At 63.2% G+C, this 18,285-nt stretch carries 14 protein-coding genes and 2 tRNA genes; 12 read left to right on the forward strand and 4 right to left on the reverse strand.

Annotated elements, in window-relative coordinates:
• Entirely contained in the window at nucleotides 1-1,098 is a 1,098-nt protein-coding gene (prfA, locus tag ACP5MM_RS02460; protein ID WP_427934056.1) for a peptide chain release factor 1, read from the reverse strand.
• On the reverse strand, nucleotides 1,095-2,303 hold the full coding sequence (gene hemA / locus ACP5MM_RS02465) for a glutamyl-tRNA reductase (protein ID WP_427932425.1): 1,209 nt from the start codon (nucleotides 2,301-2,303) through the stop codon (nucleotides 1,095-1,097). The genes prfA and hemA overlap by 4 nt, the downstream gene beginning before the upstream one ends.
• A 173-nt stretch (nucleotides 2,304-2,476) precedes the next feature.
• On the opposite strand from hemA, the gene ACP5MM_RS02470 reads away from it, so the two are divergent.
• From ACP5MM_RS02470 to ACP5MM_RS02495, 6 genes are all read left to right on the forward strand, one after another.
• On the forward strand, nucleotides 2,477-4,150 hold the full coding sequence (locus tag ACP5MM_RS02470; protein ID WP_427934057.1) for a tetratricopeptide repeat protein: 1,674 nt from the start codon (nucleotides 2,477-2,479) through the stop codon (nucleotides 4,148-4,150).
• Nucleotides 4,147-4,755, forward strand: coding sequence for a lipoprotein insertase outer membrane protein LolB (lolB, locus tag ACP5MM_RS02475; protein ID WP_427934058.1), 609 nt, complete (start codon nucleotides 4,147-4,149; stop codon nucleotides 4,753-4,755). Before ACP5MM_RS02470 ends, lolB begins: the two co-directional genes overlap by 4 nt.
• Nucleotides 4,752-5,606 carry a 4-(cytidine 5'-diphospho)-2-C-methyl-D-erythritol kinase gene (gene ispE, locus ACP5MM_RS02480; protein ID WP_427934059.1) on the forward strand — a complete coding sequence of 285 codons (855 nt, stop codon included), beginning with the start codon at nucleotides 4,752-4,754 and terminating at the stop codon, nucleotides 5,604-5,606. Before lolB ends, ispE begins: the two co-directional genes overlap by 4 nt.
• Nucleotides 5,607-5,681, forward strand: a tRNA-Gln gene (locus tag ACP5MM_RS02485). It abuts the gene before it with no gap.
• A gap of 51 nt (nucleotides 5,682-5,732) precedes the next feature.
• On the forward strand, nucleotides 5,733-6,680 hold the full coding sequence (locus tag ACP5MM_RS02490) for a ribose-phosphate pyrophosphokinase (protein WP_123105414.1): 948 nt from the start codon (nucleotides 5,733-5,735) through the stop codon (nucleotides 6,678-6,680).
• A gap of 89 nt (nucleotides 6,681-6,769) precedes the next feature.
• Nucleotides 6,770-6,845, forward strand: a tRNA-His gene (locus ACP5MM_RS02495).
• 102 nt (nucleotides 6,846-6,947) lie between these two features.
• Here the strand turns inward: ACP5MM_RS02495 and ACP5MM_RS02500 are convergent.
• A complete protein-coding gene (locus ACP5MM_RS02500; RefSeq protein ID WP_427932992.1) occupies nucleotides 6,948-7,820 on the reverse strand; it encodes a fumarylacetoacetate hydrolase family protein in 873 nt (290 codons plus the stop codon).
• A gap of 472 nt (nucleotides 7,821-8,292) precedes the next feature.
• Between ACP5MM_RS02500 and ACP5MM_RS02505 the strand changes: the two genes are divergently transcribed.
• The 4 genes from ACP5MM_RS02505 (at nucleotide 8,293) to ACP5MM_RS02520 (ending at nucleotide 13,007) form a co-directional block, all read left to right on the forward strand.
• A complete protein-coding gene (locus tag ACP5MM_RS02505; protein WP_427934060.1) occupies nucleotides 8,293-10,206 on the forward strand; it encodes a potassium transporter Kup in 1,914 nt (637 codons plus the stop codon).
• A 137-nt stretch (nucleotides 10,207-10,343) separates the two neighbouring features.
• Nucleotides 10,344-11,171 carry a hypothetical protein gene (locus ACP5MM_RS02510; protein ID WP_427934061.1) on the forward strand — a complete coding sequence of 276 codons (828 nt, stop codon included), beginning with the start codon at nucleotides 10,344-10,346 and terminating at the stop codon, nucleotides 11,169-11,171.
• A gap of 118 nt (nucleotides 11,172-11,289) precedes the next feature.
• Nucleotides 11,290-11,496, forward strand: a complete 207-nt coding sequence (locus ACP5MM_RS02515) for a YfhL family 4Fe-4S dicluster ferredoxin (protein ID WP_427932997.1) — start codon at nucleotides 11,290-11,292, stop codon at nucleotides 11,494-11,496.
• A gap of 77 nt (nucleotides 11,497-11,573) precedes the next feature.
• Nucleotides 11,574-13,007 carry an NAD-dependent succinate-semialdehyde dehydrogenase gene (locus tag ACP5MM_RS02520; RefSeq protein WP_427932999.1) on the forward strand — a complete coding sequence of 478 codons (1,434 nt, stop codon included), beginning with the start codon at nucleotides 11,574-11,576 and terminating at the stop codon, nucleotides 13,005-13,007.
• Nucleotides 13,008-13,139: 132 nt separating this feature from the next.
• Here ACP5MM_RS02520 and ACP5MM_RS02525 read toward each other — a convergent pair whose 3' ends face one another.
• Entirely contained in the window at nucleotides 13,140-16,868 is a 3,729-nt protein-coding gene (locus ACP5MM_RS02525; protein WP_427934062.1) for an EAL domain-containing protein, read from the reverse strand.
• A 248-nt stretch (nucleotides 16,869-17,116) separates the two neighbouring features.
• Between ACP5MM_RS02525 and ACP5MM_RS02530 the strand changes: the two genes are divergently transcribed.
• Complete coding sequence (locus ACP5MM_RS02530; protein ID WP_427934077.1) at nucleotides 17,117-17,797, forward strand: FAD-binding oxidoreductase; 681 nt, start codon at nucleotides 17,117-17,119, stop codon at nucleotides 17,795-17,797.
• A gap of 199 nt (nucleotides 17,798-17,996) precedes the next feature.
• Nucleotides 17,997-18,158 carry a hypothetical protein gene (locus ACP5MM_RS02535; protein ID WP_427932968.1) on the forward strand — a complete coding sequence of 54 codons (162 nt, stop codon included), beginning with the start codon at nucleotides 17,997-17,999 and terminating at the stop codon, nucleotides 18,156-18,158.
• Nucleotides 18,159-18,285: the final 127 nt, after the last annotated feature.

The raw sequence follows: 18,285 nt of genomic DNA on the forward strand, positions 1-18,285 counted from the left end.
TTAGGCATCCTCTCCCAAGCGGGCCAGGAGATCGGCCTGATATTCCCTGATCAAGGGGTCGATGAGGGCATCGAGATCGCCGGCCAGCACCGCTTCCAGTCGATACAGGGTGAGGTTGATGCGGTGATCCGTCACCCGCCCCTGGGGGAAATTGTAAGTGCGGATGCGTTCCGAACGGTCCCCGGAGCCCACCAGGAGGCGGCGTGTCTGGGCCGCGGCACTCTGCTGCTTTTCCTGCTCCTGTTCCAGCAGGCGCGCCTGCAGGAGGGCCATGGCCCGGGCCCGGTTCTTGTGCTGCGAGCGGTCTTCCTGGCAGGCCACCGCCAGTCCCGAGGGAATGTGGGTGATCCGCACCGCCGAGTCGGTCTTGTTGATGTGCTGGCCGCCGGCCCCGCTGGCGCGATAGGTGTCGACGCGCAGGTCGGCGGGGTTGAGGGTGATCTCGGCAATCTCGTCCACTTCCGGCAGGACGGCCACGGTGCAGGCCGAGGTATGGATGCGCCCCTGCGCCTCGGTTTCGGGGATGCGCTGCACGCGATGCCCGCCGGATTCGAACTTCAGGCGTGAGTAGGCCCCGCGGCCGCTGATCTCCAAGATGATTTCCTTGAAGCCGCCCCGCTCCGACTCCGAGGCGGAAATGACGGCAACGGCGAAACCGCGGTTTTCCGCGTAACGGGTGTACATCCGCGCCAGGTCGGCGGCGAACAGGGCAGCTTCCTCCCCACCGGTGCCGGCACGGATCTCCAGAAAGACATTGCGCTCGTCGTTGGGATCCTTGGGCAGCAGGCGCAGGCGCAGGCCCTCTTCGAGGCCCGCCAATGCTTCCCGCGCAGCCTCCGCCTCCTCGCTGGCCATGGCGCGCAATTCGGCATCCCGCTCCTCCAGAAGCATGCGTTCGGCCACAGCCAGATCCTGCTCCCGGCTCTCGTGGGCCCGCAGCAGTTCAAGGATGGGCGTGATCTCTCCCAGTTCCCGGGAAAGGGCCTGGAAGCGTCCGGGGTCCCTGGCCACGTCGGGGCTGGCCAGCATCTGCGCCAACTCTTCATGGCGAAAGGCCAACTGCTCCAACTGGCCCAATAGACGCGGACTGAGACTCATCCTTCGGCGTCGCTGAGATGGAAAAGGATATCCAGGGCCGCCACCAGGTTTTCGCTGGTGGCCTCCTGACAGGGCTGGCGCAGGGTGGCGATGGGCTCATGCAGGATCTTGTTGATCAGCGCCTTGGAGAAGGCATCCAGCACCACCCGCGGGTCCTGGCCCTGATCGATGTAGCGCAGAAAGCGCTGCAATTCGTCCTTGCGGCTGCCTTCCACATGCTCGCGCAGCCGGCGGATGGCGGGCACCACCTCCAGGCTCTCGCGCCACTGCTGAAATCCCGTCACCTCCTCGGCGATGATGCCCTCGGCCTCCAGGGCCGCCTCCCGGCGCGCCCGCAGTCCCGCCTGGGTAATGTCATTGAGGTCGTCGATGGTATACAGATAGCAGTTGGCCAGCTTGCCCACCTCGGGAGCGATATCCCGCGGCACCGCCAGGTCCACGAGCATGAGTTCCCCCTTCCGGCGCCGGGTCATAGCCTCGGCGACGGCGGCGACCGTGACCACCGGCAGCGGGCTGGCCGTGGAGCTGACCACCACGTCGGCCTGGGCCAGGAGCTCGGGAATCTGGGCCAGGGAAAAGGCCGTCCCATCCATGCGCTGCGCCAACTGCTGCCCGCGCTCCGGAGTCCGGTTGGCGACGGCAAAGCGCTTCACCCCATGCTCCCGCAGATGCGTCGCCACCAGTTCCATCGTCTCTCCGGCGCCGATGAGCAGGGCCTCCTTATCCTCCAGCGTCCCAAGGAGCTGCCTGGACAGGCTCACCGCCGCATAGGCGATGCTCACCGGCGCCGAACCGATGGCCGTTTCGCTGCGCACCCTTTTGGCCACGCGAAAGGCCCAATGCAGGAGCCGGTTGAGCAAAGGACCCGCGCTCGCCGCGTCAGCGGCCATCTGGTAGGCATCCTTGATCTGGCCGAGGATTTGCGGTTCGCCGACGATCATGGAATCGAGGCCGCAGGATACGCGAAAGAGGTGACGGGCGGCCTCATCCTGGACATGGAAATAACTATGTCCTGCCAGGATCTGCGGGTCGACACCGTGAAACTCGCAGAGCCAGGATTGCATGACATCGGCATGGCCGCCGCAACCGCCGTGGTAATAAATCTCCGTCCGGTTGCAGGTGGACAGGATCAGCACTTCCTTGGCCACCCCTTTGCTGAGGAGATCCCGATGGGCGAGCAGCAGCCCCTCCGGAGAAAAGGCCACTTTTTCCCGAACTTCAATGGGGGCGCTGTGATGACTCAGACCGAAGCAGTAAATGGCGTAACCGTCCCTGCTGGGCGACGATGAAGGGCCGGATTGTGGCCGACAGTCGCCAGGATTGCAAGCCCATTCGCGAGCGGTTATTGTGCCATCCTTGCACAGGATGGAGGTGGTGGATGGGCGTGATGGGGGCCAGGCTACGCGGCGGGATGATCGGCCTTGCGCTGGGCCTGGCGGCTGGGATGGCCGGGGCCGGCACCGTGGAGCGCGGCATGACCGGCGAGCAGTTGTACTATCTCCTGGTCGCCGAGTTTGCCACCCTCCGCCACGACCCCCAACTCGCCATACCCGCCTGGCGTGAAGCGGCCCGCCACAGCGGCAGCGCCAAGGTGCTGGCCAGGGCCACCGCCGTCGCCGCCGGCTTTGGCGACTTTCCCGGCGCCCTCAAGCTGGCCCGCCGCTGGCGGCAGGTGGCCCCCGACAGCGCCGCGGCGGCCCAGTACGAGGCGGCTCTGCTCCTCACCACCGGCCAGGAAAACCGCGCCATCGCCCTGCTCCAGGAAACGGTCGCCCGTTTCCCCAATGATACCCGGGTGACCCTGCAACTGGCCGACCTCCTCATGTCCCATGGCCGTCCCGGCGAAGCCCAGCGTCTCCTCCAGGCCTTGATCGCCAAGGATCCGCGCTCTGCTCCGGCGTATTTCACCCTGGGCCGCCTCTACCTGACCCAACATCGCGTAGAAGCCGCGGTCGTCCAACTGCAAAAGGCCCTGGCCCTGCGACCCGCCTGGCAGGAAGCGGCCATCACCCTGGCCGAGGCGTTGCGCGTCAGCCAGGGCCCCACCGCCGCCTTGCGCAGCATGCAGAGCTTCACCGCCAGTCATCCCGAGGCCAGCATGGCCCGCCAGTATCTGGCCTCCCTCTATCTGCGCATGGGCGGCGTGGAGCAAGCCTATCGCATTTACCAAAACTTGGCCCGGCAAAACCCCCAGGACCCGGAAATCACCCTTTCCCTGGGGCTCATCGACATGGATCGCCAGGACTGGGCGGGCGCAAGGCAGGCCCTGCACGAGGCCCTGCGCCTGGCACCGCACTCACCGGCACCCATCTACTATCTGGGGCGGCTTTATGAGGCCCAGGGGCAGTGGGCCGAAGCCTTGCACTGGTACCAGCGCATCACCAGCGGCCCCCTCTTCCCCGAAGTGGAACTGCGCAGCGCCCGCATCGACTACCTGCTCGGACATCGGGAAAAGGCCATGGCGCAACTCCGGGAGCTGGCCGCCCGCTATCCCCAACAGGCGCAAATCCCGCTCCTGGAGGCAGAATTGCGGCTGGACGAAGGCAAGGCGCAGGAGGCCTTGGGCGTGCTCCACGAGGCCCTGCAACGCCTGCCCGACCAGCCCGAACTCTGGTACGAGCAGGGCGTGATAGAGGAGGGAATCAAGGATTATCCGGCCATGGAAAAGGCCATGCGCGAGGTCATCCGCCTCGCCCCCAACGATGCCCAGGCTTACAACTTCATCGGCTTCAGCCTCGTGGAACGGCACACTCGCCTGGGGGAGGCGGAAACCCTGCTCGACAAGGCCATCACCCTGGCCCCCGAAAGTCCGGAGATCCTCGACAGCCTGGGTTGGCTCTATCACGTCCAGGGCCTCAACGAAAAGGCCCTGCCCTATCTGCAGAAGGCCCACGCCGCCATGCCTACCGATGCCGAAGTCAGCGGTCATCTCGGCGAGGTGCTCTGGGCATTGCAGCGCTATGACGAGGCACGGCGGGTCTGGCAGGACGCGCTACGCTACCACCCCGATGACGCCACCCTGCAAAGCCTCATCGCCCGACCCCGGCCATGATGCGGCGCACCCTATGCCTGCTGGCCGTCATGGCCTTCCTGCTGGACGGTTGTGCCAGCCTGCCGCCTCCGCCACCCCGGCCTTCCCTGGTGCTGGCCAGTCATGAGCGGGATCAGGTACTGCGTGACCTTTCCGCCTGGCAGGCCAGCGGGCAGGCATCCCTGCGCTCGCCCAAGGGAGCGGAAAGCTTTGGCTTCCGTTGGCGGGAAGCCCCGCGGCAGCAGGAAGTCTCCCTCCGCGACCCCCTCGGCCGCACCGTGGCCCGCCTCAGCGCCACCGCTGCAGGTGCCCAACTGCTCCTGGCCAATGGCAAGCAAATGCAGGCCGCCAGCCTCGGGGCGCTGCTGGAATCGGTCCTGCACGTAACCCTCCCCGTGGCGCGTTTGCCCGACTGGCTGCTCGGCCTGCCCAGGCCGGATGAAGGCGTCGAACGCAATGGCGACGGTCTCCCCGAAACCATCCACGCCGAGCAATGGACCATCCATTATCTCGCCTATGCCCCCGTAGGCGGGCTGGTCATGCCCAGCCTCCTGCAAGCCCAGGGTCCCGACGGAATCACCCTGCGTCTGGCCATCACCGGCTGGCACTTTGGTGAGCGCCCATGAGCCGCGCTTACCCGGCACCGGCCAAACTCAACCTCATGCTCCGCGTCGTCGGCCGGCGGGCAGACGGCTACCACGAACTGCAGACGGTTTTCCAGTTTATCGATCTCCACGACACCCTTTATTTCGAGTCCCTGCCGCCGGGATCCATCCACCGCACCGGCGGACCGGCAGGAGTGCCGGAAACAGCGGACCTCACCGTTCGCGCGGCGCAAAAACTCCTCGCCGAGAGCAATATCCGCGAAGGGGTCCATATCCACATCGACAAGCAGTTGCCCATGGGCGGCGGCATTGGCGGCGGCTCCTCCGACGCCGCCACCACCCTGCTCGCCCTCAACCAGCTCTGGAATCTGGGCTTCACCCGGACGGAACTGATGGCCATGGGGGTCAGCCTGGGGGCGGACGTGCCCGTTTTCCTCTTTGGCCAGTCGGCCTGGGGCGAAGGCATCGGCGAGCGGCTGGTGGCCATGCCGGAACTGCCAGAGGCCCACTATGTCCTGCTCCATCCGGGCGTTTCCGTGGCAACGCGGGAGATCTTCACCGCGCCGGAATTGACACGGCAACACGCGCCTATCACAATAAGCGCGTTTCTGGATGGGGTTACGGAAAATACGCTGGAAGCAACGGTTCGGCGGCGTTATCCCGAAATTGACCGCGCGCTCTACTGGCTTCAGGCACAGGGTCTGCGCCACCCCCGGCTCACCGGGAGTGGCGCCTGTTGTTTCGCCAAGGCAAAGGATGCGCAAAATGCGCAACAGATCGTGGCCACCGTTCCAAAACCCTGGCGGGCCTGGGCAGTGCGGGGATGCAATCGCCATCCCCTCCATGACCTCGTCCGGGATGCTTTGTTTTGATGGGGCGTAGCCAAGCGGTAAGGCACCGGATTTTGATTCCGGCATTCCCAGGTTCGATCCCTGGCGCCCCAGCCAAATTGGTCCTCATGCCGTCCTAAAACGTTTACGCAGAGGGAAACAGTTACCATGGTCCACGGTAATCTCATGGTCTTTAGCGGGAATGCCAATCCCGCCCTGGCGGCAGCCGTAGCACGTTTTCTGCAGATCCCTCTCGGCCGCGCCGAAGTGAGTTCCTTCAGCGACGGCGAAGTCTTCGTGGAAATCCTCGAAAATGTCCGGGGCCGGGATGTCTTCGTGCTGCAGCCCACCTGCGCGCCCACCAATGACAATCTCATGGAACTGCTGACCATGATCGATGCCCTCAAACGCGCATCGGCCAATCGCATCACCGCCGCCGTGCCTTATTACGGCTATGCCCGCCAGGATCGCAAGTCGCGGGCGCGCACCGCCATCACCGCCAAGCTCGTTGCCGATCTCATTACCAGCGCCGGCGCCAACCGCGTCCTCACCATGGACCTCCACGCGGACCAGATCCAGGGCTTCTTCGACGTCCCCGTGGACAACATCTACGCCTCTCCCATCCTCCTGGGCGACATCTGGCGGCAGAGCTATCCCGGACTCATCGTCGTATCCCCGGATGTGGGCGGCGTGGTCCGGGCCCGCGCCATTGCCAAGCGCCTCGAAGTGGACCTGGCCATCATCGACAAACGCCGTCCCCGCCCCAACGAATCGGTGGTGATGAACATCATCGGCGATGTGGAAGGACGCACCTGCGTCATTGTCGACGACATGGTGGACACGGCCAACACCCTTTGCGAGGCAGCCAAGGCCCTGAAGGAGAATGGCGCGGTCCGGGTTTGCGCCTACTGCACCCACCCCGTCCTCTCCGGACCCGCCATCGAACGCATCGAAAGGTCCGTCCTCGACGAACTCACGGTTACCGATACCATTCCCCTGCGCCCCGATGCCCAGGCCTGCAGCAAGATCCGCATCCTCTCCATAGCCGAACTCCTCGCCGAAACCATCCGCCGCATTGCCGAAGAGGATTCCGTCAGTTCGCTCTTCATGGATTGATCCGCCTGCAATCCGGCTGGGCGGAGCCAGCGCCTTGCCCTCTTGTTATCTCCCCCTCTGCACAGTATCATTTCCGTTCTCTTCTTATGGTGGCTGTAGCTCAGTCGGTAGAGCCCCGGATTGTGATTCCGGTTGTCGTGGGTTCGAGCCCCATCAGCCACCCCATATAAAACAGGCAGTTAGGATGAAATTCCTAACTGCCTGTTATTTTTTGTCAAAAATCCGTTCCGTTGCAGCCTTTGCGGATCATTGCCCCTGGGGCTCCCCTTACCCGGCCCGGGAGGGACGCGCCGGGGCGACTGGGTTGACAAGGGCGCCCAAGCCTTCGATGCGCACCACACAAATCTCTCCGGGCCGGAGAAACCGCGGGGGCTGGCGAGTGAACCCCACGCCCGCCGGGGTGCCCGTAATGATCATATCGCCCGCGGCCAAAGGGGTAACGATACTGACGGCACTCACCAGCGCCGCGACATCAAAGATCATGTCCGCGGTATTTCCATCCTGGAGCAAGACCCCGTCAATCTCGGTTTGCAAGGATAGCCCATGCGCCCCCGGTGGCAACTCGTCGGCAGTGACCAGTGCCGGCCCGCAACCGCCGGTGGCCGGGAAATTCTTGCCCAGCGTCCACTGGCTGCCCCGGAACTGAAAATCACGCACGCTGGCATCGTTGAAAATCGTGTAGCCCGCCACATGATCCAGGGCATTTCCCGGTGCCAGCGACCCTGCCGCCTTGCCGATGACGACCGCCAATTCCCCTTCATAGTCCAACTGGGTGGAAACCGGCGGGATCCGCAGGGCTTGCCCATGGCCCACCAGCGTATCGGCAAAACGGATGAACAGGTTGGGAAAATCCGCCGTCGGCATGGCCGTTTCCACGGCATGGCTATGGTAATTCAAGCCGGCACAAAGGATTTTTCGCCCCGGAACGGGAGGCAGGAAAGAAAGCTCCTGCGGATTCAGCAAGGCATTGCCCGGGAGGCGGCGAAGACGACGATAAAGGTCTGGCGCCAGAACCGGACCGTCGGCGAGCAGGAGATCCAGATCCGGCGGCAGGTCCAGGGCGTTCAAGCGGAGCAGGTCACCATCCAGCCATATAGCGATGGCATCCTTTCCATCTTGCCAATAACGGCTCCAGCGCATGACACCTCCTAACAAGCATTCCCTGCCGAAGCAGCTTTGGGGCGACTCGCGAAACATGCACAGGACCATAACCACATCCTGCGCAGCAGAATCTGTTGTGTTGCAAATCCCCACAAACAGGGATAATATGCTAAAATAAAACTGTTCGTCCAGTAAATCAGGACAATGCATAATGCTTTATATCCATTCCCGATTCTAGTATTTTTACGCAATGGGCAAGGTATATGACCTGGCATTAATCGTCCATGAAAACGGTTGGATGCGACGAAAACGGATTGCCCGTTTTCTTGCATTTGCAACTTGTGATGATGGTGACTGGTTCATTGCCAGACATTTCTCTGCGCTTGGTTTATTTTTAGCGGCATCATTGAGGTAATGATAGCTCTATTATTGATCATGTCATGGTCCGCAAGCCCATCTTGGGATCTGCCAAAGCAGTTTTCCCATTCCGCTATCGTCCCCTGAGGATTCCATGACCGACCGCAAAGAACCGCTTCCCCTGCTGGCCATGGCCGCCCTCGGTGTGGTATTCGGGGACATCGGCACCAGTCCGCTCTATACCCTCAGCGCCTGCCTGTCCGCCATGTCCCTGCAACCCAGCGCCGGAAATCTCCTGGGTATCCTTTCCCTCATTTTCTGGACGCTGATCCTGGTGGTGGGCGTCAAATATGCCTGGGTGGTGATGCGGGCGGACAACCATGGCGAGGGCGGCATCATGGCGGTAACCGCATTGGCTTCCCGTGCCGTCGGCCACTCCGGACGCATGCGCTGGTGGATCCTCAGCATCGGCCTCTTGGGCGCGGCCCTTTTTTATGGCGATGGCGTCATCACCCCAGCCATTTCGGTGCTGTCGGCCATGGAGGGGATGGAAGTCGCGTCACCCGCCTGGAGGCCCTTGGTCGTTCCCCTGGCCCTGGGGGTCATCATCGGGCTCTTTCTGGTCCAGCGCCGCGGCACAGCGGCCATTGGCCACCTTTTCGGACCCAGCATGCTGGTGTGGTTCCTGCTGCTCTTCGGCTCGGGGCTGGCCTGGGTCGCGGCCGATCCCCAGGTGCTGCTCGCGCTGAATCCCTGGTTCGCCCTCCATTTTATCGGCATGCATGGTCCGGGTGGATTGGTGATCCTCGGCGCCGTCGTACTCGCCGTCACCGGCGCCGAAGCGCTCTACGCCGATATGGGCCACTTTGGCTCCCGGCCCATCCGCATGGCGTGGTTTTTCCTGGTACTGCCGGCCTTGACCCTCAACTACCTTGGCCAGGGCGCCTTGCTGGAACTCGATCCCACCGCCATCCAGAACCCCTTCTTCAAGCTTTTCCCGGCCTGGGCGACCCTGCCCATGGTGGTAGTATCGGGCATAGCCACGGTGATTGCCTCGCAAGCGGTCATCTCCGGGGCATACTCCGCCACCCGCCAAGCCTTCCTGCTGGGTTATTTGCCGCGCCTGACCATCATCCACACCTCGGCAGCCGAGCGGGGCCAGATCTATCTTCCGGGGCTCAACTGGCTCTTGATGCTGGCGGTAATCGCGGTGATCCTGTGGTTCAAGTCCTCTGACGCGCTGAGTTTCGCCTATGGGACGGCAGTCACCGGCACCATGATGTTCACGACCATCCTGGTCTTTTTCGTTGCCCGCCACAGCTGGAAATGGCCGCTGTGGAAGGCGGGGCTGTTCTCCGGCTTTTTCATTCTGCTGGATGGAGTCTTCTTCGGTGCGAACCTGATGAAATTCCTGGAAGGGGGATGGTTCCCCCTGGCGGTCGGCCTGGCGGCCTTCACGATGATGTCCACGTGGCGCCGGGGGCGCGAGATCCTCGCCCGCAAACTCTATCCGGAGGCCATCTCCGTGGAAGCCTTCCTGCACGGCATCTCCCCTGCCGCGCCCATCCGCGTGCCCGGTACCGCGGTGTATCTGACCGTACGGGAGCAGGGGATTCCGCATACCCTGCTGCATAACCTGAAGCACAACAAGGTGCTCCACGAACGGGTCGTCATTCTCACCATCAAATTCGAGGAAGAACCGCGTATTCCCGCAGAGGAGCGCGTGGCGGTTCGGGATTACGGGCAAGGCGTGTATCGGCTCACCGCCCGTTACGGGTTCATGGAGCAGCCCGACATCCCGGAGCTTCTGGAGTCCAGCGGAAATCTGGGCTTCCCGTGGAATCCCATGGATACCACCTACTTTGTCTCCCGCCAGCGGGTGATCCCCACGACAAAGGCCGGCATGGCCCTGTGGCGGGAGCGGCTCTTTGCCATCATGCTTCGGATTTCCGCCAATGCCACCGACTTCTTCCATCTCCCCGCCAATCAGGTGATGGAACTGGGGGATGTCATCGAGCTTTCCCACATGGTGGTCTCGACCGCCTCCTGGCGGAAAAGCGGCGGCTGATCACGAGGAGGCAGGACTCCATTGGGGGGCAAGCAAAGGTAACAATTCCTGCGCACAAATTAACAATTCTCAATGCGGTATTCTCCTGCTTGGTGTAAAAAAGAATCACTAGCATCCATCAGATAGGAGATATTCCCATGGACAACAGAGAATTGAGTACCCAAGGCCGGACCTGCCCCACCTGCGGAGCGGATCTGCCCGGACTGAACCATGGCGTCGGCAACAGCCTGCCCAACGACCAGAACATCCGCGGTGGCCAAGGCAACCGTGGGCGCGGCGTCGGCGGAGGTGGTGGGCGCGGGGTAGGTGGCGGTGGTGGCCGTGGCATGGGTGGCGGCGGGGGAGCCGGCATGGGTGGAGGTGGCAGGGGTTTGGGCGGTGGTCGCGGCATGGGCGGTGGGGGTCGCGGCCGCTCGGCCCTGCCCGCGGACGGCTTCCGTTTCGGCATCGAGGCGGGGATGCAGCCGCCCGTAGGCAGTGAAGAGGCCATGGAAGCCGCCATGGCGGCCCGTTTCGGCAACAGCCACATGCAGCGCCATCAGCACGATCAGGCCGTTTTCCAGACCCTCCTGCGCCATCACGACCGGCTCCAGCGTCAGGTGGAAAATCTGCCCAACGGGATCCGCGCCGTCACCACTTCGGACGATCCGCGCCTGGTCAAGCTCCTCCATGACCATGTACCCGCCATGCATCATCGCCTGCAGGAGAACTTCGGCCTGCGCCATTGGGACCCGGCCTTTGTAGAGATCTTCGCCCAGCGCGACAAGGTCAAGATGGAGGTCACCCTCTTGCCCAACGGGGTCCTGGTGGAGGAAACCAGCGAGGATCCCAATGTCGTCAAGCTGATCCAGGCCCATGGGGTAGTGATCAATCTCTTTGTCCGGGATGGCTTCATCCAGGGTCAGAAGATCAGTCCGGTACCGGCGGATTATCGGCCGGTGGCCAAGCACGCCGGGGCGTATTGACAGCACCCGTCCAACTCATTGGGCCAGTCCTTCCGCACGGCCTCTCCGGATCGTCCGGGGAGGCCATGTTTCCCCCATCAGGACGGCTCATCGGCATGCCAAAGGAGTGCGCTCATCCATGGCCTTGTTCATTACCGACGAATGCATCAACTGCGCCATCTGCGCGGCGGAATGTCCCAACAATGCCATCTTTTCCGGAGCGGAGCATTACGAGATCGATCCGGACCGATGCACCGCATGCGCGGGATTTTTTGCCAAGCCCCAGTGTCAGGAGGTCTGCCCGGTGGATTGCATCCTGCCCATTCCGCCCCGTTCTCCCGACTGATTTCCCGAGGTGTATTTCCCCCCGGATTCAGGTTGAATAGCCAATGACATTTTCCTCGGATTGACAGGATCAGGCCCATGAATTTTTCACCTGCCGGAGCGTTCATCAATGGATGCTGGCAAGACCTGGAACGCCGTTTTGCAGTACGGAGCCCTCTGGATCAGCGTGTCCTGGCCGAAGTGTCCGACTGTGGGGCGGCGGAGGCGGAAGCGGCCGCCGCTGCGGCGGCCAGCGCTTTCGCCTTGTGGCGCCGGCACACCGCCTACGAGCGGGCCGCCATGCTCGCCCGCTGGGCGGACCTCATCCAGGGGCAAAGGGAGGACCTGGCCCGGCTCATCACCCGGGAAATGGGTAAACCCATTCGCCAGAGCCGCGCCGAAGTCAACACCGCCTTGGCCCTGGTGCGCTGGTATGCGGAAGAATGCAAGCGCATCATGGGCGAAAGCATCCCCTCCCAGTTTCCGGACAAGCGCTTGCAGATCCGGAAAATGCCGGTCGGCCCGGTTTTCGCCATTACTCCCTGGAATAGCCCGGTTTCCATGGTCGCCCGCAAGGTCGCGCCCGCCTTGGCCGCCGGCTGCGTCGTCATTCTCAAGCCCGACGAAAAAACGCCCCTGACGGCGCTGCAGCTCGCGCGACTCTGGGACGCTGCGGACGGGCCTGCCGGCACCTTCCAGGTCCTGCCCACGGCAGATCCTGCGCCCTTGGCCGAACAACTGATGGCCGATCCCCGTATCGCCAAGCTCAGCTTCACCGGATCGACGGTGGTGGGGCAACGGCTTTACGCCTTGGGCGCGCCCACCATGAAACGCTTATCCCTGGAGTTGGGCGGACACGCGCCCGTGCTGATCTTCGCCGACGCCGATCTGGAAGCGGCGGTAGCCATGACCCTCAGCGCCAAGTTCCGCAACGGCGGCCAGTCCTGCGTCGCCGCCAACCGCTTGTATGTGCATGAATCCATCCTGCCCGCTTTCACCCAACGCTATATCGAGGCCGTCCAGTCGCTAAAAGTGGGCGATCCCCTCGACGAATCCACCGACATCGGGCCCATGGTGAACACCGCCGCCTTGTACAAACTGAAGGCCCAGCTACAGGATGCGCTGATGCACGGCGCCCAACTTCTCTGCGGAGGCACAGGGGATGGCCTGTGGTTTTTACCCACTCTGCTTGGCCGGGTGGGTCCGCAGAGCCGCATCCTGCGCGAAGAAAGCTTTGGTCCCCTGCTGCCCATCCTCTCCTTCCGCGAGGAGGCCGAGGCCATTGCCTTGGCCAATGACAACCCCTATGGCCTGGCTGCCTATCTCTGGACCCGGGACCTGGGGCGGGCATTTCGCGTAGCCGAGGCCCTGCAGTATGGCATTGTCGGCGTCAATGACGGCTCCCCTTCCACCCCTCAGGCACCCTTTGGCGGAATCAAGCTGTCGGGCTTGGGGAAAGAAGGCGGGAAATGGGGAATGGAAGAATTCCTCCATGTACAGCTCGTTTCCATGCGCTTGCCGGAGCCCTTGTGAGGGGGCGGCAGCACACGGATCTCCTGGCGAGCTGAAACATGGGCTTCGCCCCGAAGATTAGGAATGCCGGCATGAATACGGTCATGGGTTGGCTGGCGGATCGTCAGGGTGGCGCACGATCGGCAGTGCCCATCAGCGCTGCCCATTCCATGCCGCCACTTCCTGATAAAGCTGGGTAGTGATTTCACGCATTCTCCTCTGGAGATCCGCGCGTTCCTTGCTGGAGTTGTTGGGGGTGAACCGGTGGAGCCGTTCATGGACCGCCTTTGCCTCGGCAAAACCCGGTAGTTTTCCATACTTGCCCTGTTTCTGCGCGAACCAGATTCCCAAGGGGCAGCTCGCTGCCGTATGGCGGAAGAGTTCCCCCAAGGACTCGGGATCTTCGGTGATATGGATGAGGAGCGCCAGATCCTCCAACGGACAGATGGCAGGGGCGGTCCGCAGCAAGGGCAACAGCCAGCTATGCCAGGTCAAAAAGGCATTCTCTGCCAAAGGCGGCGAGAGATGGTAGCCCTGGATGCGGGTCCCTCCCATACGCATCCACAGGGCAAGATCCGCGGGGGTAGCGATGCCTTCGGCGATGAGGGAACGGCCGGAGAGGTCGCCCAGCAAACGCGCCGCGCCGGCCACGGCAAAGCTGGCATGATCATGGCGAAAGTTGCGGACGAAATCCTGATCGAGCTTGAGCTCGTCAAAGGGAAGCTTTGCCGCATAGAGCAAGGAAGAATAACCCGTGCCAAAATCATCCATGGATAGCCGGAAACCCCGATCCTTGAGGGCTGCCGCGATTGCCGCGGAGGTCTTGAGGTCGGCCAGGGCAACCGTCTCGGTGATTTCCAGGGTGATCCCGTTCCCCTGGGGACAATGTTCTTCCAGGTCATCCAGAAAGGCCGGATGCAGGAAATGCCGCGCACCGATGTTGAGGGAGATCCCCAGATCCAGCCCGAGCTGCGCGAAGCGTTGGCGTAAGCGGGCGGCCTCCTGAAGCCCCCATATGCCGAGCCCGCGAATGAGATGAACGTCCTCTTCGACGACGGACATGAACTTCCCGGGGGCGTTCCAGCGGCCGTCCTTCCGCCGCCAGCGGACCAGCATCTCCACCCCTTCCAGCCGCCCGGCCAGCACATCCGCCTGGGGCTGCAGGAAGAATCGCACCTGCTCACCGGCGATGGCCCGCGGAAAATGCTGATGGACCCAGATGCGCCGCTGGGCCGATTGGGAAACCGGGCCGCCATAGAGCCGGAAGGTGGATTTACCGGCAGCCTTGGCGGCATACATGGCCTCGTCGGCATGAGCGAAGAGGAGGTCGAAATCTTCTCCATCTCCGGGAAAGACCGCCCAGCCGATGCTGCCGGAAATGGGCATATCGGCCACCGTCCCCGCGGCGCTGACCACCGCCGTCAGTATCCGCTGGGAAATAAGCGCCAGGTCGCCGGCATCGGTGACCGGGAAATGGAAGCCGAACTCATCTCCCCCCAGCCGCGTGACCACATCGCCGCCACGGCGGATGCCCTGCAGTCGCCCGGCGATGCTTTGCAGGAGCCGGTCGCCGACGCTGTGTCCCAGGACATCGTTGACCTCCTTGAAACCGTCGAGATCGAGGATGCCGATGGCCAGTCGTTTCTGCTCCCGCCGCGCCCGGGACAGGGCTTCCTGGCCGGTCTGCAGGAAATAGGCGCGGTTCGGTATGTCGGTAAGGGGATCATGGAGAGCCAGGTATTGCTGGCGGTCCCGCTCCTCGCGCAGGCTCCGGCGCAGATCCAGCTCATCCAGGCCATGGCCGAGAATGAGGGCGATACGGCTGAACAATTCCAGGACCGGCTGCTGAAAGATCCCTATCTCGTCGGCGATCACGGCCAAAATGGCCCAGCGCGCACCGTTGCGGCGGACCGGGACGGCCGCCGCCGAACGCCAGCGGTAGCGCAGCAAAAAATCCCTCCACGGGCTGAGTTCCGGGTCAGCGAGGTGGTCCTGATTGTAATGGATGCGCCCGCTGTGCCAGGCGCGCGTGACCAAAGGCTGGGCGACCCCGCCGCTGTCCGCAACGGGGATCTGCAATTGCTGCAGGGCCTGTGCGCCGGGTCCCGATGCGGCGAGATAGCGAAAGAAACGGCCATCGTCATCGGGCTGGCCAATCCAGGCAGCGGTGAACAGCCCGCTTTCCACCAGGCGATGGCAGGTATCGCGCAACAGGCGCCGTTCATCGCCGGCCCGCAAGAGCAGGTCCCCTTCGGCCGTCAGGGCATGGTACAGGGTGGTGAGCCGCGCTAGGGCCTGGCGATCGGCGTATTGACGCAGGGCCATGGCGGCAGACTGGACCATCTCCTCGATGAGATGGGTCAATTCCGAAGAAAAGGTATCGGGCGCACGGGCGAAGATGACCAGCACGGCGGCGGGTTCTGCTTCGGGGTTGAGCAGCAAGGGCCAGGCGCCGACGGCGCTGACGCCGGCAAGGGGTCCCTCGCGCCAGGCATCGGGAAGTGCCGGGTCCTCTGCCGGATGCAGGCGGATCTGCGCGCTGCGGGTGGACCACGCCTTGTCGGGGAGGGGGCGCTCCGGACTATCGGCGGCCTGTTTGTAGGGAGTGGGCAAGGTACGGATGGCCTCCGCCAAAGGCCCCACAACCAGGGCACGCTCCAGTACCGGGGAATCGGGCGAAGCGCGCAAGACATCCACCCCTTCCGTCTCGGCAAAGCGCACCAGGTTCTGCGCCAGCGACTGGTAGATGTGGGCAGGATCGGGTTGCGCCAGCAGTTCCTGCTGCAAGTGGCGCTGGGCTTCCTGATAGCCTTGCAAGCGGAGGAGGCGCGTGGTGACGGATTGATGATCCAGAAAAGTAGCCAGTTCCTGCACCAGGCTGGTTAGAAGGCTGGCGAGGCCGTCGGGGAATGACGATCCTGTGCCCCGATAGAGAGAAAGCGTGACCATGCCCCCATCTTCCCGGCGGGCGGCTGCCGTCATGTTGCCGCCCAGTCCAAAGCGCTCGGCCTGTCCTCGCCAGACAGCAAATTGCGGTTCGTTCCAGGCCTGGGAAATATCGGCGGTCACCTGTGCCTTGCCCGAACGGATGGCCTGCCCCACCGGTCCCTGCCCTTCGGGAAGGGCGGGATCACTGCTGACCCGCAGGCCATCGGCATAGGCCTTGGCGGGGCCCGCAGCAGCCATAACCCGGACCCAGGGATCCCCGGGGGGAAGGCAGCCTATCCAGACGAGGGACAGATCCAGGATTTTCGCGAGGCGGTCGGCAATGGCTTGCAGCATGGAAGAAGGTCCTTCCCCCGCCTCTGCCCGCGTGATACCGCCGATTTCCGCTAGGGCCTGGTAAAAGCGTTTCTGGGTGTCCAGGAGTTCCAGCGTCGCTTCCTGGAATCCCTCCATCTGCCAAAAGCGATCCAGTTCCACGCGCTTGCGAATGGCCTTGCGCAACACCTGGTGATCCTCTGCCGACAGGTCCGGCAAGGCGTTGGCGCCCGCCTGCAAGTCTTCCAGGTACAAGGCATAAGCCCCATTCAACCATTCGCTGGGCAGGCCCATGCGCTGATGCATCGCCCCGAGATGGCGCAGAACCCTGCGCCGCTCCCGGTCATAGGGGACCGTGAGCAGTTCCCGATAGTGACGGGATTGGCCGGCGCGCAGGCGCACCCAGGCACCGGCATCGACGTGGTGCAGGATTGGCTCCGTTTCCGGGACATGGCGCAGCCATGCGTAAAAGGTCTCCGCAAAACGCTGCGCCCGCTCCGGAGTCGCCAACCGGGAAGCGGAGCGCGCAAGCAAATCGCCCTCCCCTGCCGAAAGACGCAGAAAGGACGGTATGGATGCCTCCGAGGACAGGGCGCTGGATGATTGGATGGGGGAGCCCACGTGAATGATCTGCTCGTTCGTTCCAAAATGGGTGCGGACCCCATCTCCGCAAGTGGGGGCTCAAGAATACTAGCAAAAAAGGGGCCCGAAGGCCCCCCGAGGGATTGATCCCTCTTCAGGGAAACGCTTTCTCGTATTGCGGCAGAAGGCTTGGAAGCGGGTCAATCACCACGGCTTGCCGCGTGACCGGATCTGCAATCAGATAGCAGAGCAAGCCCCGCGCGGCCGAGATCGCCATCCTGGATACCATCGCCAGCGACACCCAGCGCCTCTTGCTGGCCTTGTTGCCCGATGAGGAGAAGGGCCAGGCGGCGGAGTTCGAGCCAGGACAGTACCTGGAGATCCGGGTGCCGGGCACGGAAGCCCGCCGCGCCTATTCCCTGGCCAACAACACCAACTGGGACGGCCACCTGGAAATGATCATTCGCCACCGCCCCGGCGGGCTTTTCTCCGGCTATCTGAGCAATGCCAAACCCGGCGAGCGCTTATGGGTGCGCGGTCCTTTGGGCACCTTCACCCTGCGGGAAAACGGCCTGCGTCCCCGCTGGTTCATCGGCGGCGGCACCGGTGTCATACCCCTGATCTCCATGCTGCGGCGCATGGCCGATTGGGGGGAAGCCCATCCGGCACGGCTTTATTTTGGTGTCCGTCATAGCGAAGAACTCTTCTTTACGGAGATTATCGAGGAGTTGCAGCAACAACTCCCCCAGCTACAGGTGAAATTGTGCGTATCCCGCCCAAAAGCCCACGAGCACAACTATGCAGGCAACGTGGTGGAGACCTTGAAAGGGGATCTTACCGCCATGACCGCCTCGCCGGATTGTTATATCTGCGGTTCCGCACGCCTGGTCCAGGGCGTCACGGAAACCGCCCTGGACCATGGCGTCCCGGTCGCGCAGATCTATTCCGAACGATTCATCCCCGCCTGAGCATGCCCATGCTGCGGCTATGATCACAAAGCCCGGGGTGCGACGGGATATGCCTGGCAATCCCTCTGCCGATACCCGGTCCGGGATCATGCGCAAGATCCAGGAGATCAGGCCAAGGCCCTCGCTTCATCATATGATTTGCATCATCCATAATCTTTATGTATATTAGATTAATCTAATTTACAGACAGGAGTACGACATGACGGACTTGGAGCAGGAAATGGCATTGGTTCGGGCGGTTCTGGAGGCCGAGAAGGCTGGATACGATTTTAGCGCCGTGACCGATACGGCCTTGCAGGAGGCTTTCCTGCGTGGGGAGGATCTGCGCGAGCTGGCAACCCCAACGCCCGCGGCCGCCTGACCCCCCCTTCAGGCGACCAGCAAAGGCCGACTCTCTCCGGGTCGGCCTTTTTTTTCCTGCAGCGCCCGGATACCTTGGGCCCAAGGCCAAGGTTTCACCCGTAGTCCGCATTAGTTGCGCGCAGGTC

Origin of the sequence: Acidithiobacillus sp. (assembly GCF_049965315.1) — a bacterium.
In the GTDB taxonomy this organism is placed as follows: domain Bacteria; phylum Pseudomonadota; class Gammaproteobacteria; order Acidithiobacillales; family Acidithiobacillaceae; genus Acidithiobacillus_B.